Genomic DNA, 14,764 nt, shown 5'->3' on the forward strand with positions numbered 1-14,764 from the left:
ACCCGCCCGACCCGACACCCGGTCCCACCAGCACCCCGCCCGAGCAGCACCCGGCCCGACCGGCGCCCCCTAAAGCCCCCGCCCGGCAGGCGCCCGCCCCCGCTCCGCCGCGACCCGCTCGGCGAGCGCGGCGAGCGCCTCGGGCGCGCCGGGCCGGCCGCGGACCCCGGGGAAGGCGTTGACGTCCACGATGACGGACTCGGCCGGCCCGTCGAGCAGGTCGACCCCGTACACGTCCAGCCCGAACACCTCGCCGACCCGCAGCGCGAGCGCGGCCCGCCCGGCGGGCGGTTCCCAGTCCTGCGCCCGCCCCGACTCCCCCGACGCGGAGGCGAGTTCGGACCGCCGCCGGGCGGCGAACACCTGCCCGTCGATCACCCACAGCTTCTGGTCCCAGCCCGTCCCCGGGACGAACGGCTGGGTGACGACGGGCTCTTCGGGCCAGCGTTCGGCGAGTTCGCGCAGCCGGGCCGGGCCGTCGACCCTGGCGACCAGGTCGTGGCGCCTGCTGCGCCGGCTCTTGACCACGAACGGGTATGCGGCATCGGCGAGTTCGCTCAGCCGACCGGCGGCGGCCGTGGCCGCGAACGGCAGCCCGGCGGCGCGGGCGAGGTCGGCCATCCGCATCCGGTCCTGGCAGAGTTCGGTCGCCGCCGCCGAGTTGACCACGGGCGCGCCCCGCCGTTCCAGTTCCCCGGCCAGCGCCAGCGCCCGGGGTGTGCGGGCCTTGAGCAGGTAGACGTCCGCGAGCTCGGCCACCGGGCGGGCGGACTCCGTCCCTTCGGGGGAGACGGCTTCCACCTCGTGCCCCCGTTGCTCCAGCAGCGCGGCGGTCGCCGCCAACACCGGGTGTCCCGGATCGCTGCTGATCAGTCCGACCTTCACAGCAAGTCCCGTTCTTCGAAGCCCAGTTGGCCGTAGGCCGCGTGGCCCGCCGGCACCAGTGCGGCGGCGGGTTCGGCGGGGGCCGACACGGCCGTCCCGCTGCGCGCGAGCCGCAGCACCGCCCGGGCGACCCGCGCCACGGCGTCCGGCACCTGCCGGAAGCTCGGGAAGTCGTTGATGTCGACCACCACCGGCCCGTCCGGCCCGAGCAGCACGTCGACCCCGAACAGGTCGAGGCCGAACACCTCGCCGACCTGCGCCACGATGCGTGCGACGCTCCCCGGCAGCGGCACCTGCCGCTCCCGCACGCCCTGCCCGGGGTGCAGCGGGGAGGAACGTTCCGTCGCGAAGAGCTCGCCGTCGACGCAGTACACCTTGAGGTCGGTGCCGGAGTTCGGCACGTACGGCTGCGCGATCAGCAGCCCCTCCCCGGCCAGCTGCGGCCCGACCTCCAGCAGGTCATCCGGGCTGCGCACCAGCCGGACGGCCCGCCCGGAGCTGCCGTCGGCGGGCTTGACCACCAGCGGGTATTCGGCGGCCGGGATCTCCGCGAGCCGCTCCCAGCGCGCGGCGGCGTACGTCACCGGGACGGGCAGGCCCCGAGTGCGGCCGATCACCGCCGCGAGCGCCTTGTCGCGGACGCCCCGGATCGAGCGCACGTCGTTGACCGTGGTGAGCCCGACCGCGGCGGCCGCCTCCAGCAGGGTGAGCCCCGGCCCGCCGGAGACGGTCTTGAGCACCCAGGCGTCGTGGCTGCCGGCCCGCACCGCCTCGGAGATCGCCAGCAGCGAGTCCCCGGGGCGCAGCACGTCCACCCGGTGCCCCCACGCGGTGAGTTGACGTGCCACGTCGAGCGGCATGCCGTCGTACCGGTAGTGTTCCTCCACCAGAAAGCAGAGCCTCATGGGCCTGTCTTCCCCCTTGCCTCGCCGAGTGCAGACGTCCGCCGTCCCCCTCGGCAGAGCTGTAAAGGCATCAGCATGCACGCCGTATCCGCACAAGATCGACGCGGGGCGGTAAGCGTTCGGCAACAATCGCCGCCCGGACGGTGCGAGAAACCGGTGGCGACCCGCCCGCGCCCCTGCTTGGATGCACGCCGTGACTTCTGCCGATCATGCCCCGAACCGCCCCCTCCTCGACGAGATCGAGCGCTACTACGACGCCGTACCGCGCAGTGCCGCCCGCGCCGAGGACTTCGGCCCGCTGACCCTGTTCGTCCGCGAGGGGACCGGGTGGCCCTACTACGCCCGCCCGACGCTCGGCCACGACGGCCCGGCCGCCACCGCCGAGGACGTCCGCCGGGTGCTGGAGCGCCAGCGGGAGCTGGGCGCGCCGGAGGCCTTCGAGTGGGTCGCCGAGCAGAATCCCGAGCTGCGTGCGGCGGTCGAGGCGGCGGGCCTGACGGTTCACGAGCACCCGCTGCTGGTGCTGGGCCCGCAGGACGAGCCGGCCCCCACGCCCGCGCTGCCGCAGCGGGTGGAGGTGCGGGTGCTGGCCCCGGACGCGCCCGAGCTGGCCGCGGCGGTGGCCGTCCCGCACGTGGCCTTCGGCGCGCCGGGGACCGCCGTCGGCGAGGACGGCGCCGTCGAGTCCGCGCGGACCGCGGCGCGGTTGACGGCCGAGGGCGCGGTGGCGCGGGTCGCGGAGCGGATCGCCGAGGGCACCACCGTGCAGGCCGCCGCACTGGACGGCGGCGCGGTGCTGTGCGCGGGCCAGTACAACCCGGTGGGCGCGGTCGGCGAGGTGGTCGGCGTGGGCACCCTGCCCTCGGCCCGCCGCCGCGGCCTGGGCCTCGCGGTCACGGCGGCGCTGGTCGCGCACGCCCGGTCCGAAGGCATACGAACGGTCTTCCTGTCCGCCTCGGACGAGGACGTCGCCCGGATCTACCGCCGGGCCGGCTTCCGCCCGTTCGCGACGGCACTGATCGCGGAGCCCGCCTCTCCGCGCTCCTGACCGCGGGCCGCCTCTCCGCGGTCCCGACCGGACAGGGCACCCCCGCGCGCCCGCCCGCGGGCTCCGCGCTCCCACGCCCCGGCGGGCGCGGCGGAGACGGCAGGGACAGCGGGGGCAGCGGGCGCGGCGGAGACGGCAGGGGCAGCAGGGGCGGCGGGAGCGGCGGTCACTCGTCGTCCTCGTCCTCGTCGTCCGCCCCGCTGACGCCCTCCCCCTCGGCCTCGTCCACCACCCACGCCGCCAGCCGTTCGGCGACCCCGGACACCCCGAGCCGCCCTTCGCGGATGGCCCGGGAGAGGCTGCGCACCTCGCGGGCGGTGGTGGCGACGGTGCAGCCGCTGGCGACGAGGTAGGCGTAGGCGACGGCGGTCGCGAAGAGTTCGTTGGTCTTCTCCAGGGCCGGCACCCGGATCAGCTGGTGCATCAGCGCGGCGGCGCGGTCCTGGGGTTCGGGGTAGACGGCGATGTCGAATATCTCGGCCTGGTGCCGGGTGACGGCCGCGAGCAGTGAGCCGTAGTCGGTGACCTGCGGGTCACCGGGCGTGTACTGCTCGGCGGTCATGAGCAGCCACGAGAGGTCGACCTCCAGTTTCAACGGCGCACGTCCTGGAGGTCGCCCGGCTCCCCGAACTCGGCGAGGAACGCCGACTCGTACTCCTTCATGAACTGCGCGGCCGCGTCGACGAAGGCCCGACCGGACTCGCCCATGTCCTGTTGGACCAGGCGCTCGATGTACTGGTTCATGCTGATCCCCTGCTGCTCCGCCCGTTCCCGGGCTATCTCCGCGGTCGTGGCGTCCACGCGGACGTTCAGCTGCTTCTTGGCCATACCCTTCAAGCTAGCGCCGAAGTGCTAGCACAACAAGGGCGCACGCACACCGCCCGCACACCTGCCGCACGCCCCCACGCAACCTCCCAGTCACCCGGCTCCACCCGAAGCCCGCCCACGACGCCCTCGGCCGCCCCTCCGTCACCGCCCCGGGGCCGCCCACCCCCCATACCCGTCCACCGCCGCCCCACCCCCAGCGGGACGAGCGAGACTTGAAGAGTCCTTCACCATCCTGGACTCTGAACTCCCCTGAGCGGCACCGAGCGGCGTGGAGGCCGGCTATGACAGCCATGTTCGACCAGGAGCTGCGCGAGCAGCTCACGCAGGCCCGGCAGGACCTCGCGGCGGCGCGGGCCGACGGGGACGCCGACGGCGTCCAGGCGTACGAGGGCCGGATCGCCTCACTCCTCCGGCTCGCCTCCCAGCACGGCATCGTCCTCCCCCACAGCGTCGACGAGGAGGAGCACAACGAGCCCTGATCCGGCGGGCCCGCAACGCCCAGGAGGCGGTACCCGCCGCAGCGGGTACCGCCTCCTGCTTCGGACCGGCCGAAGGGATCACTCCCCGGCCGGCTCCAGGATCGCCACACACTCGAAGTGGTGCGTCATCGGGAACAGGTCGAACGCCCGCAGCGACACCGGCCGGTAGCCGCCCTCGCGGAAGAACTTCAGGTCCCGGGCGAGCGCCGCCGGGTCGCAGGCCACGTACGCGATCCGGCGCGCCTCCAGGCCGACCAGGTGCGCGACGGTCTCCCGCCCGGCGCCCGAGCGCGGCGGGTCCAGGACGATCAGGTCGGTGGCGGTGATGCCGGTGCGCGGCAGCAGCGTCTCGACCCGGTCGCACTCGATCCGCACGTTGTCCAGCGCCGCCAGGTTGTGCCGGGCATCGACCACGGCCTGCTTGGCGGACTCGATGCCGAGCACCGCGCCGTCCTCGCCGACCCGGTCGGCCAGCGCGCCCGCGAACAGGCCGACGCCGCAGTACAGGTCGAGCGCGTTCTCGCCCCACTGCGGGTCCAGGCCGTCCAGCACGGCGTCGACGAGGGTGTCCGGCGCCTCCGGGTGGATCTGCCAGAAGCCGCCGTTGCTGACCCGCCAGGTCCGCCCGGCCGCCCGCTCGCGCACGAAGCTGCGCCCGTGCACCCGGTGCACGTCGCCCTGCTCGTCCACCCGGGCGATCGACACCGGCTTGTCCAGCTCGACCAGCGGCAGCTGGGCGCCGGGCCGCGGGGTCAGCACCACCTGGCGGTCCGAGGAGCCGGCCGCGGCGTACACCTCGACCGAGGCGATGCCCGGCCAGTCCCGGGCCTCGATGCCCAGCTCGGTGACGCCCTCCGCGGCGATCAGGCAGCGGTCCACCGGCTGCACGTCGTGCGAACGGTGCTTGCGCAGGCCGACCTTCCCGGTCTCCGGGTCCACCGCGTACTGGACCCGGGTGCGCCAGGCCGGCACCTGCCCGGCCGGGAGCTTGCCGCCGACCGGCTCGACGCTGCCGTCCCAGCCCGCCTCCTCCGGGGTGAGCCCGGCCAGCTTGGCCAGCTGCTCGGTCAGCACCGCCGCCTTGAGCTTGCGCTGCCCGCCGGGGGTGACGTGCTGCCAGTCGCAGCCGCCGCACTTGCCCGGGCCGGCGAACGGGCAGGGCGCCTCGATCCGCTCCTTGGCGGGCTCCAGCACCTCCACCGCGTCGGCCCGCAGGAACCTCGAGGTGGAGGTGCCCTCGGTCACCAGCGCGACGACCTTCTCGCCGGGCAGCGCGTGCCGCACGAACAGCACCCGCCCCTCGTGGCGGGCCACGCAGTGCCCGCCGCCGTGCGCGACCGGGCCGACCTCGACCTCGTACCGCTGTCCGGCCAGCGGCTCGCCGGACGGCGTTTCGGGCCGCGGCGTGCGGACGGCGGCGGTGCGCAGCGCCTTGGGCGGCCGCACCGCCTGCTTGCGCGGCGCCTTCCGGGCGCCACCGGTAGCACCCTGGGAATCCTTCCCGGAGTTCTTCCCACCACCGACACCGGCACCAGCACCGGCACCGGCGCCCGCGCCCTTGCCCGAGCCCTTGCCGGCACCCTTCCCCGCGCCCTTGGCGTCCTTCCCGGCCGCGCCCCGGTTCGGCTGGGGGCGCTCCGACGGCTCCTGCTCCCCCGGGACGATCGGCGCGGTGCGCGCGGTGAGGCCGTCGCGGTCGGTGGCCTCCGGACGGGACGGTCGGCCCCAGCGCGGCCGGGACACCTGCCCGGGCTGGGAGCCTCCCCGGCGGGAGCCCTTGCCGGAGGAGGAGCCCGAGGAGCGGGGCGGAGTGTTGCGGGTCACGAAGAGGCGTCCTTGCTGCGGTCGGAGGCGGCACCGGCGCTCGCGCCGGTGGAGTCGGAATCCTTCGACTGTACGGCCTTCGGCGCCCGCGGATCGCCACGCCGGACGGCACCCGGCGCCGACCAGGCCTTCTGCGGCTTGCGCCGCTCCGAGGACTCCAGCTGCCACGGCACCGAGGTGACCATCACCCCGGGCTTGAACAGCAGCCGGCCCTTGAGCCGCAGGGCGCTCTGGTTGTGCAGCAGGTGCTCGTACCAGTGGCCGACCACGTACTCGGGGATGTAGACCGAGACCACGTCGCGCGGGCTGTTGCGGCGCAGGTTCTTCACGTAGTCGAGGACCGGCCCGGTGACCTCGCGGAAAGGCGAGTCCAGCACCTTGAGCGGCACCTCGATGCCGCGTTCGTCCCACTCCTGCCGCAGCCCCGCCGTGTCGGCCGGGTCGACGTTGACCGTGACCGCCTCCAGGGTGTGGGCGCGGGCCAGCCTGGCGTACGCGAGGGCGCGCAGCGCCGGCTTGTGCAGCTTGGAGACCAGCACGATGGCGTGCACCCGGGTGGGCAGCGCCACGTCGTCCGGCTCCTCGGCGGCGGTGAGCTCCTCGGAGATCCGGTCGTAGTGGCGGCGGATGCCCTTCATCATCACGAACAGCACGACCATCGCCGCGATCGCGATCCAGGCGTGGCTGATCTTGGTGACCAGGACGACGATCAGCACGGCCATGGTCATCACCAGGCCGAAGGTGTTGATCGCCCGGCTGCGCTGCATGTGGCGGCGCTTGGCCGGGTCGGTCTCGGTGCGCAGCAGCCGGGTCCAGTGCCGGATCATGCCGGACTGGCTCATGTTGAAGGACACGAAGACGCCGACGATGTAGAGCTGGATCAGCCGGTTGGGGTCGGCGTCGAAGGCGATGACGAACAGGATCGCGGCGATCGCCAGCAGGATGATGCCGTTGGAGAAGGCCAGCCGGTCGCCGCGGGTGTGCAGCTGCCGAGGCAGGTAGCGGTCCTGCGCCAGGATCGAGCCGAGCACCGGGAAGCCGTTGAAGGCGGTGTTCGCGGCGAGCACCAGGATCAGGCCGGTGACGGCGGCGACGAAGTAGAAGCCGGGCGTGAAGTTGTTGAAGACTGCTTCGCTGATCTGGGCCAGCGCGGTCTTCTGGTGGTAGCCGGAGGAGGCACCGCCCAGCTGCTCGGCCGGGTTCTCGGCCATCTGGACGCCGGTGAGGCGGGCCAGCCAGATGATGCCCATGAACATCACGACGGCGATGCTCGCCATCATCAGCAGCGTGGTGGCGGCGTTCTTGCTCTTGGGCTTGCGGAAGGCCGGCACGCCGTTGGAGATCGCCTCCACGCCGGTGAGCGCGGCACAGCCGGAGGAGAAGGACTTCAGCAGCAGGAAGACCATCGCGAAGCCCGCCAGCGAACCGTTGCCGGGCGTGGGCATGAGGTGGAAGCCGGAGCTCTCGGCGGGCATGTCCTGGCCCAGCACGAAGTGCCGGAAGACCCCGTAGCCGACCATCCCGATCACGCCGACCATGAAGGCGTAGGTGGGGACGGAGAAGGCGGTCCCGGACTCGCGCACACCGCGCAGGTTCATGCCCATCAGCAGGACGACCACGATCACCGACAGGGTCAGTTCGTGGCCGCGTAGCGAGGGGACGGCGGAGACGACGTTGGCGACGCCCGAGGTGGTCGACACGGCCACGGTGAGCACGTAGTCGACCATCAGGGCGCTCGCCACCACCAGGCCCGAGTTGGGCCCGTGGTTGACGGTCGCGACCTCGTAGTCACCGCCACCGCTCGGATAGGCGTGCACGTTCTGCCGGTACGAGGCGACGACGGCGAGCATGACGATCGCGACGACGAGGCCGATCTGCCAGGAGAAGTGGATCGCCGAGGTACCCGCGACCGAGAGCGTGAGCAGGATTTCCTCGGGGGCATACGCGACCGAGGAGAGCGCGTCCGAGGCGAACACGGGCAGCGCGATCCGCTTCGGGAGCAGCGTTTCGCCCAGCTTGTCGCTGCGCAGCGCGCGCCCGATCAGGATGCGTTTCGGAAGGTCTTTCGGCATAGGCACGGTAAGGAATCGTAGGGGCTTCCCGGACAAGGCTCCGCCGTTTGTCCCCCCCTTCGTCGCGACTGCGTTCTATGGACCGGCTAGCGTGTCGCATACGAGTCGGCGGGCAACACTCGGATTGCGGGGTGTTGCCGGGGCCGGCGCCCCACGAGAACGCTCGTCCCGGACAGCCGGGCCGGAAAGGGAGATGAACGGTGTTTGCGCAGGTCAGTGCCCCAACGGAACGGGTGAGGTAGCGCCGGTGCACATCGTCATCATGGGCTGCGGCCGCGTGGGCTCCGCCCTCGCGAGAGCCCTGGAGAAACAGGGCCACTCGGTCGCCGTCGTCGACCAGGACCCGACCGCGTTCCGCCGGCTGGGCGCGGGGTTCAACGGGCGCCGGGTGACCGGCGTCGGCTTCGACCAGGACACCCTGCGCGAGGCGGGCATCGAGGAGGCCGGCGCCTTCGCCGCGGTCTCCAGCGGCGACAACTCCAACATCATCGCCGCACGGGTGGCCCGGGAGAACTTCGGCGTCGAGAACGTCGCGGCCCGGATCTACGACCCCCGCCGCGCCGAGGTCTACCAGCGCCTGGGCATCCCCACCGTGGCGACGGTCCGCTGGACGGCCGACCAGATGCTGCGCCGGCTGCTGCCGAGCGGCGCCGAGCCGCTGTGGCAGGACCCGAGCGGCGGCGTGCAGCTGGCCGAGGTCGCGTACGACCCCAGCTGGGTGGGCCACCGGATCGGTGCGCTGGAGGAGGCCTCCGGCACCCGGGTGGCGTTCGTCACCCGACTCGGCGAGGGCGTCCTGCCCACGCCGCAGATGGTGGTGCAGGAAGGCGACCTGGTGCACGTGATGCTGCGCCGGGCCGACCTGACGGCCGTCGAGGCCGCGTTCGCGCAGGGGCCGAAGGAGGAGGGTCACTGATGCGGGTCGCCATTGCCGGGGCCGGTGCCGTGGGCCGCTCGATCGCGGGCGAGCTGCTGGAGAACGGCCACGAGGTCCTGCTGATAGACAAGAATCCCAACTCCATCTCGGTGGAGCGGGTGCCCATGGCGGAGTGGCTGCTGGCCGACGCCTGCGAGATCACCTCCCTGGACGAGGCCGCTCTGCAGCGCTGCCACGTGGTGATCGCCGCCACCGGTGACGACAAGGTCAACCTGGTCGTCTCGCTGCTCGCCAAGACCGAGTACGCGGTGCCGCGGGTGGTCGCCCGGGTGAACAACCCCAAGAACGAGTGGCTCTTCAACGAGTCCTGGGGCGTGGACGTGGCCGTGTCCACCCCGCGCCTGATGTCCGCCCTGGTCGAGGAGGCGGTCAGCGTCGGCGACCTGGTCCGCCTGATGCGCTTCAGCCAGGGCAACGCCAACCTGGTCGAGCTGACCCTGGCTTCCGACACCGAGCTGGTCGGCACCCGGGTCGGTGACGTGGCCTGGCCGCAGGACACCGCGCTGGTGACCATCATCCGCGAGGGCCGGGTCCTGGTTCCGGGCAAGGACGACACCCTGGAGGGCGGCGACGAGCTGCTCTTCGTCGCCGCGCAGGAGCGCGAGGAGGAGTTGGAGGAGCTGCTGTCGGCCACCTCCGGCGCCCAGTAGCACCGCCGCAGGACCCGGACGACGGCGCAGGGCCCGCATCCCGAGGGGTGCGGGCCCTGCGCCGTTGCCGTGCGTCGTTGCCCTGCGCGGTCGCCGTGCGTTCTTGCCCTGCGCCGTCGCCTCTGCGCGGTCGCTGTGGGAGAAGGCCCGTGGGAGGCGGCTACTTGGCCGGCTCCTCCTCCTCGTCCAGCGGCGCCTTGATCGGCGGCGGCGCCTTCAGCAGGATCTGCCAGGTGACGTACATCGCCAGCAGCATCGGCGGGATGCCGAGGGCGACCTTCAGCCACCCGAGCAGGTTGACGTTGTGGGTGAAGTAGAGCGGGAAGAGGATCACCGGCTTGAGGCCCATGATCACCACCCAGGCCCAGGTCGCCTTGGTGTAGGCGGCCAGGCGGCCCGGGTTCTCCTTGCGCCAGGTGAACATCTCGCCGGTGATCGGGCCGAGCATCACCCCGATCATCGGCCAGCGCGCCAGCGCGGACGCCGCCAGGGCGATGCAGTAGCCGACGTTCCAGAGCAGACCGGGCAGGTAGAAGTCCTCGGCCTTGCCGCTCTTCATCGAGATCCAGGCGCCGAGGGCGACGCCGAACACCCCGCTGAAGGCGTGCTGGATGGTCTCCCGCTTCGCCAGCCGGGCCACCACGAAGAGTCCGCTCAGCGCGAGCGCCGCCCACGCGGAGGTGCTGACCTGGTGGGTCAGGTTGTACGTGACGATGAAGACCAGGCCGGGCAGCGTCATGTCGATCATGCCGCGCACGCCGCCGAAGGCCTTCATCACGGTGTCGGCGGCCTCCTTGGAGGCGGCCTTCCGGGCGGCCTCCTCGGCTGCCGGGTCCTCGGCTGCCGGGCCCTGGGCCAGGTCGAGCTGGGCGGCGTCTCCGCCGGGCTGGTTGCTCACGCTCATTCGCTCCCGTGTCCGACCGGACGCAGCTCGTAGCGGGGGTTGAACAGCACGCGGCGCCCGCGTGCGTGGCTGATCCGGCCGCTGGCGACCAGCCGGCGACCGGGCTCGACTCCCGCGATCGAGCGACGTCCGAGCCAGACCACGTCCAACGCCTCGGTGCCGTCGAAGAGTTCGGCCTCCAGGGCCGGCACCCCGGCCCTCGGACGGAGCGTCACCGTGCGCAGGGTGCCCGCCACGGTGACCAGCTCGCGGTCACCACAGCCGGCGATCGGCGTGCATCCCGACTCCGCAGCGCTCTCCTGTCGCAGCTCCTCGGCGTCCAGTTCCTCGGCCGAGGACGTCAGCCGGCTGAGCATGCGGCGGAACCGCCCCTGCGGCTGGCCGCTGCTGTTGTCACCACTCATGCGGGAAGGGTACCGGTTTCCGGGCCCCCGGCGGCAGGCCGTTCAGCCGCCAGGGGCAACGGCGGTCAGCTCTCGAACCGGTATCCCATTCCGGGCTCGGTGATGAAGTGGCGCGGGTGCGAGGGGTCGTGCTCCAGCTTGCGGCGCAGCTGGGCGAGGTAGACCCGCAGGTAGTTGGTCTCGGTGCGGTAGGCGGGGCCCCACACCTCCTGCAGCAGTTGGGTCTGGCTGACCAGCCGACCGGCGTTGCGGACCAGCACCTCCAGCAGGTGCCACTCGGTCGGAGTGAGGCGGACGTCGGTGCCGTCCCGGTTGACCTTCTTGGCGGCGAGGTCGACCGTGAAGCTCTCGGTGACCACCAGCGAGTCGGCCTCGCCGGCCACCGGCTCGGCCCGCCGCACGGCGGCCCGCATCCGGGCGAGCAGTTCGTCCATGCCGAACGGCTTGGTGACGTAGTCGTCGGCGCCGGCGTCCAGTGCCTCCACCTTCTCGTCCGAGGCGTGCCGGGCCGACAGCACGATGATCGGCACCCGGGTCCAGCCGCGCAGGCCCCGGATCACCTCGACACCGTCCATGTCGGGCAGGCCCAGGTCGAGGACGACGACGTCCGGGTGCCGGGCGGCGGCCAGTTCCAGGGCGCTCGCGCCGTCATGGGCCGCGTCCACCTCGTACTTGCGGGCCTTGAGGTTGATCACCAGCGCGCGGACGATCTGCGGTTCGTCGTCCACGACGAGGACCCGGGTCATGTGCGGGCTCCGCCTTTCAGGGCTGTCTGACTTTCGGACTGGGGACTGGGGACTGGAGGCTTGGGACTGGGACTCGGAGGACCGGCTTTCGGTACGACGCGGCGCCACCGGGGAGCGCCGGGGAGCGCCGGGCCCCACCGGGCTCAGGTGATCAGTTCCGCGAGCGGGCCGCTTCCGTCGCCACCCGGCTCATCCGGCTCATCGGGCTCATCCGGTGAGGGCGGTCCGGGCAGTTCGGGCAGTTCGGGCGTTTCGGGTGGCCGTTCGACGGCCGGCAGGCTGACGACCATCGTGAGCCCGCCGCCAGGGGTGTCCTCGGCGGTGACGGTACCGTCCATCGCCTCGACGAAGCCCCGTGCCACCGCAAGGCCCAGACCGACCCCGGCGCCCCGCGGCGCGTCGCCGTACCGCTGGAACGGAGCGAAGATCCTCTCCTTGGCCTCCTCCGGCACGCCCGGCCCCCGGTCGACGATCCGCAGCTCGACCCGGCCCGGGAATCCCGGCTGCTCCAGCGCGTCGGCCTTGACCAGCACCTTGACGCCGTCCGGGCTGTACTTGACGGCGTTCTCGACAAGGTTGGCCAGCGAGCGCTCCAGCAGTCCGCCGTCGGCCCGGATCATCGGCAGCGTCTCCGGCACGTCCAGCCGGACGGCGTCCGCCGGCACCCCGCCGAGCGCGTAGGGCACCACCTCGTCCAGGTCGGTCTCCTGGATCAGCGGGGTGACCGTCCCGGTCTGCAGCCGGCTCATGTCGAGCAGGTTGTTGATCAGATGGTCCAGGCGGTCGGCCCCGGCCTCGATCCCGGCCAGCAGCTCTGCCTCGTCCTCCGGTTCCCACTGGACGTCGGCCGAACGCAGCGAGGTCACCGAAGCCTTGATGCCGGCCAGCGGAGTGCGCAGGTCGTGCGAGACGGCGGCCAGCAGTGCCGTCCGGATCCGGTTGCCCTCGGCCTCCCGACGGGCGGCGACGGCCTCGCGGGCCAGCCTGCGGCGCTCCAGCACCACGGCGGCCTGAGCGGCGAAGGCCCCGAGCAGGCGCCGGTCCGCCCCGGGAAGCACCCGGCCGCGCAGCACCAGCGCCAGGCTCTCCCCGACCGGAACGTCCACGTCGGCCTCCTCCGGACGCTCCGGCGGCCGGGGCCCGGCGGCGGCCACCGGCACCCAGGGGCCGACCGGCTCCGGACGCTCCAGCAGCGCGGCGCTCTCCTGCCCGAAGGTCTCCCGGACCTGCTCCATCAGCGCGGGCAGCACCCCGTCCCCGTCGGGCGCGCCACGCAGCACCGTGCCCGCCAGCGCGCTGAGCGTCTGCGCCTCGGTCTGGCTGCGGGCCGCCTGATGCGTACGCCGGGCCGCCAGGTCCACCACGGACGCCACCGATATCCCGACGATGCTGAATATCGCCACCGCCATGATGTTCTGCGGCTCACTGATGGTGAAGGTGTGCAGCGGAGGCGTGAAGTAGTAGTTCAGCACCGAGGAGCCGACCAGCGCCGAGCCGATCGCCGGCAGCAGCCCGCCGACCAACGCCGCGCACACCGTCAACGACAGGAACAGCAGCATGTCGGTGGAGAGCCCGAGACCGCCGATCGTGGACAGCACGACCGCCAGCAGCGGCGGACCGGCCAAACCGATCAGCCAACCCCCGACCGTCCGGGTCCGGCCCAGGTCGGTGATCCGCCGGACGGGGATCCGGCCGCGCCCGTGCCCCGCGTGCTCGTGGGTGACCATGTGGACGTCGATGTCCCCGGCCTCCCGCGTGACCATGATGCCGACGCCCGGCCCGTACACGTACTGCCAAGCGGGCCGCCGGCTGGTGCCGAGCACGATCTGGGTCGCGTTCACTCCCCGGGCGAAGTCCAGCAGCCCGGTAGCCGGGTCGTCGCCGAGCACGGCGTGGAAGGACCCGCCCAGGCTCTCCACCAGTGCGCGCTGCTCGATCAGCGTCTGCGGCGAACCGGAGCCCGTGAGCCCGTCCGACCGGGAGATGTGCACGGCCAGCAACTCGCCCCCGGAGACGCGGGCCGCGATCCGGGCCGCCCGCCGGATCAGCGTCGCCCCCTCGGGCCCCCCGGTGAGGCCCACCACGATCCGCTCCCGGGCCTGCCAGGTGCCCTCGATGCCCTGCTCGGCCCGGTACTTCTGCAGGTACTCGTCCACCCGGTCCGCGGTCCACAGCAACGCCAGCTCCCGCAGCGCGGTCAGATTGCCCGGACGGAAGTAGTTGGCCAGAGCGGCGTCGATCTTCTCCGGCGCGTACACGTTCCCGTGCGCCAGCCGCCTCCGCAGCGCCTGCGGGGACATGTCCACCAGCTCGATCTGGTCGGCTCGCCGCACCACCTCGTCCGGGACGGTCTCCCGCTGGCGCACCCCGGTGATGCCGGCGACGGCGTCACCGAGCGATTCCAGGTGCTGCACGTTGACAGCGGAGACCACGTCGATCCCGGCCTCCAGCAACTCCTCGACGTCCTGCCAGCGCTTGGCGTTGCGGCAGCCGGGCACGTTGGTGTGGGCCAGCTCGTCCACCAGCGCCACCTGCGGGCGGCGGGCGAGGACGGCATCCAGGTCCATCTCGGAGAACCTGGCCCCCTTGTGCAGCACCTGCTGCCGCAACACGACTTCCAGCCCGGCCACCATGTCCGCGGTGCGCCGACGGCCGTGGTCCTCCACGAACGCCACCACGACGTCCGTGCCACGCTCCTGCCGCCGGTGCGCTTCGGCGAGCATGGCGTACGTCTTGCCGACCCCGGGGGCCGCCCCGAGGTAGATCCGCAGCCTGCCTCGTCCCATGAGCACCATTCTTGATCCGACCGTGCCCGGGAGTCGCCTCCGGACGCTTGTTCCCCTTCCCTTCGAGACTACGGCGTGACCAGCGATTTTCCGCTGATCAGTCCACTGATCGGGCGGTTTTAGCGGCATATTGACGGTGGACCAGCCAGTCGGCGGGGGTCAGGCAGGGCCGGAGTCGGGCGAATTCCCCCGGAAATGCGAAGAACCCCCATCCGGGACCCGGATGGGGGTTCTTCTGAAGAATTGTTCGGCGGCGTCCTACTCTCCCACAGGGTCCCCCCTGCAGTACCATCGGC

General features: G+C 72.6%; 14 protein-coding genes. 4 read left to right on the forward strand and 10 right to left on the reverse strand.

Going from position 1 to position 14,764, the window contains the following annotated elements; all coding sequences use genetic code 11:
• Window positions 1–69: 69 nt before the first annotated feature.
• Together IF30_RS0107825 and IF30_RS0107830 are read right to left on the reverse strand one after the other, a co-directional pair.
• Window positions 70–885 (reverse strand): ATP-grasp domain-containing protein, encoded by an 816-nt coding sequence (locus IF30_RS0107825; RefSeq protein WP_030233891.1) that lies wholly within the window; start codon window positions 883–885, stop codon window positions 70–72.
• Window positions 882–1,790: an ATP-grasp domain-containing protein gene (locus tag IF30_RS0107830; RefSeq protein WP_030233893.1), complete on the reverse strand. Its 909-nt coding sequence runs from the start codon at window positions 1,788–1,790 to the stop codon at window positions 882–884. Before IF30_RS0107830 ends, IF30_RS0107825 begins: the two co-directional genes overlap by 4 nt.
• 193 nt (window positions 1,791–1,983) lie before the next feature.
• Here IF30_RS0107830 and IF30_RS0107835 point away from each other — a divergent pair, with 193 nt between their 5' ends.
• Entirely contained in the window at window positions 1,984–2,838 is an 855-nt protein-coding gene (locus tag IF30_RS0107835) for a GNAT family N-acetyltransferase (protein ID WP_234322622.1), read from the forward strand.
• 166 nt (window positions 2,839–3,004) lie between these two features.
• On the opposite strand, the gene IF30_RS0107840 is transcribed toward IF30_RS0107835, so the two are convergent.
• Window positions 3,005–3,433 (reverse strand): hypothetical protein, encoded by a 429-nt coding sequence (locus IF30_RS0107840; protein WP_030233898.1) that lies wholly within the window; start codon window positions 3,431–3,433, stop codon window positions 3,005–3,007.
• Window positions 3,430–3,666, reverse strand: a complete 237-nt coding sequence (locus IF30_RS0107845; RefSeq protein ID WP_030233901.1) for a toxin-antitoxin system HicB family antitoxin — start codon at window positions 3,664–3,666, stop codon at window positions 3,430–3,432. Before IF30_RS0107845 ends, IF30_RS0107840 begins: the two co-directional genes overlap by 4 nt.
• Before the next feature lie 281 nt (window positions 3,667–3,947).
• On the opposite strand from IF30_RS0107845, the gene IF30_RS0107850 reads away from it, so the two are divergent.
• Window positions 3,948–4,145: a hypothetical protein gene (locus IF30_RS0107850; protein WP_030233904.1), complete on the forward strand. Its 198-nt coding sequence runs from the start codon at window positions 3,948–3,950 to the stop codon at window positions 4,143–4,145.
• Window positions 4,146–4,223: 78 nt separating this feature from the next.
• Here the strand turns inward: IF30_RS0107850 and IF30_RS0107855 are convergent, their stop codons facing one another.
• Both IF30_RS0107855 and IF30_RS0107860 read right to left on the reverse strand, forming a co-directional pair.
• Window positions 4,224–5,519 (reverse strand): class I SAM-dependent RNA methyltransferase, encoded by a 1,296-nt coding sequence (locus IF30_RS0107855; RefSeq protein ID WP_030233906.1) that lies wholly within the window; start codon window positions 5,517–5,519, stop codon window positions 4,224–4,226.
• Window positions 5,520–5,965: 446 nt separating this feature from the next.
• Entirely contained in the window at window positions 5,966–8,041 is a 2,076-nt protein-coding gene (locus IF30_RS0107860; RefSeq protein WP_030233909.1) for an APC family permease, read from the reverse strand.
• Window positions 8,042–8,288: 247 nt separating this feature from the next.
• Here IF30_RS0107860 and IF30_RS0107865 point away from each other — a divergent pair, with 247 nt between their 5' ends.
• Together IF30_RS0107865 and IF30_RS0107870 are read left to right on the forward strand one after the other, a co-directional pair.
• On the forward strand, window positions 8,289–8,957 hold the full coding sequence (locus IF30_RS0107865; protein ID WP_030233912.1) for a potassium channel family protein: 669 nt from the start codon (window positions 8,289–8,291) through the stop codon (window positions 8,955–8,957).
• Window positions 8,957–9,628, forward strand: a complete 672-nt coding sequence (locus IF30_RS0107870; protein WP_030060763.1) for a potassium channel family protein — start codon at window positions 8,957–8,959, stop codon at window positions 9,626–9,628. Before IF30_RS0107865 ends, IF30_RS0107870 begins: the two co-directional genes overlap by 1 nt.
• A 160-nt stretch (window positions 9,629–9,788) precedes the next feature.
• Here the strand turns inward: IF30_RS0107870 and IF30_RS0107875 are convergent, their stop codons facing one another.
• The 4 genes from IF30_RS0107875 to IF30_RS0107890 all read right to left on the reverse strand — a co-directional run bounded on the left by IF30_RS0107875 (window position 9,789) and on the right by IF30_RS0107890 (window position 14,468).
• Window positions 9,789–10,526: a DUF3159 domain-containing protein gene (locus IF30_RS0107875; protein ID WP_234322623.1), complete on the reverse strand. Its 738-nt coding sequence runs from the start codon at window positions 10,524–10,526 to the stop codon at window positions 9,789–9,791.
• Between the two features lie 2 nt (window positions 10,527–10,528).
• Window positions 10,529–10,936, reverse strand: coding sequence for an OB-fold nucleic acid binding domain-containing protein (locus IF30_RS0107880; RefSeq protein WP_030233918.1), 408 nt, complete (start codon window positions 10,934–10,936; stop codon window positions 10,529–10,531).
• Between the two features lie 65 nt (window positions 10,937–11,001).
• Window positions 11,002–11,682, reverse strand: a complete 681-nt coding sequence (locus tag IF30_RS0107885; RefSeq protein ID WP_030233922.1) for a response regulator — start codon at window positions 11,680–11,682, stop codon at window positions 11,002–11,004.
• 143 nt (window positions 11,683–11,825) lie between these two features.
• On the reverse strand, window positions 11,826–14,468 hold the full coding sequence (locus tag IF30_RS0107890) for a sensor histidine kinase (protein WP_030233925.1): 2,643 nt from the start codon (window positions 14,466–14,468) through the stop codon (window positions 11,826–11,828).
• Window positions 14,469–14,764 lie beyond the last annotated feature (296 nt).

This window comes from Streptomyces sp. NRRL S-350, assembly GCF_000719705.1.
In the GTDB taxonomy this organism is placed as follows: domain Bacteria; phylum Actinomycetota; class Actinomycetes; order Streptomycetales; family Streptomycetaceae; genus Kitasatospora.

Bases quoted from the DNA above. Each gene is read 5' to 3' on its own strand.
- IF30_RS0107890 (WP_030233925.1), bottom strand. From the start codon at position 14,468: ATGGGACGAGGCAGGCTGCGGATCTACCTCGGGGCGGCCCCCGGGGTC.
- IF30_RS0107860 (WP_030233909.1), bottom strand. From the start codon at position 8,041: ATGCCGAAAGACCTTCCGAAACGCATCCTGATCGGGCGCGCGCTGCGC.
- IF30_RS0107845 (WP_030233901.1), bottom strand. From the start codon at position 3,666: ATGGCCAAGAAGCAGCTGAACGTCCGCGTGGACGCCACGACCGCGGAG.
- IF30_RS0107885 (WP_030233922.1), bottom strand. From the start codon at position 11,682: ATGACCCGGGTCCTCGTCGTGGACGACGAACCGCAGATCGTCCGCGCG.
- IF30_RS0107830 (WP_030233893.1), bottom strand. From the start codon at position 1,790: ATGAGGCTCTGCTTTCTGGTGGAGGAACACTACCGGTACGACGGCATG.
- IF30_RS0107880 (WP_030233918.1), bottom strand. From the start codon at position 10,936: ATGAGTGGTGACAACAGCAGCGGCCAGCCGCAGGGGCGGTTCCGCCGC.
- IF30_RS0107870 (WP_030060763.1), top strand. From the start codon at position 8,957: ATGCGGGTCGCCATTGCCGGGGCCGGTGCCGTGGGCCGCTCGATCGCG.
- IF30_RS0107850 (WP_030233904.1), top strand. From the start codon at position 3,948: ATGACAGCCATGTTCGACCAGGAGCTGCGCGAGCAGCTCACGCAGGCC.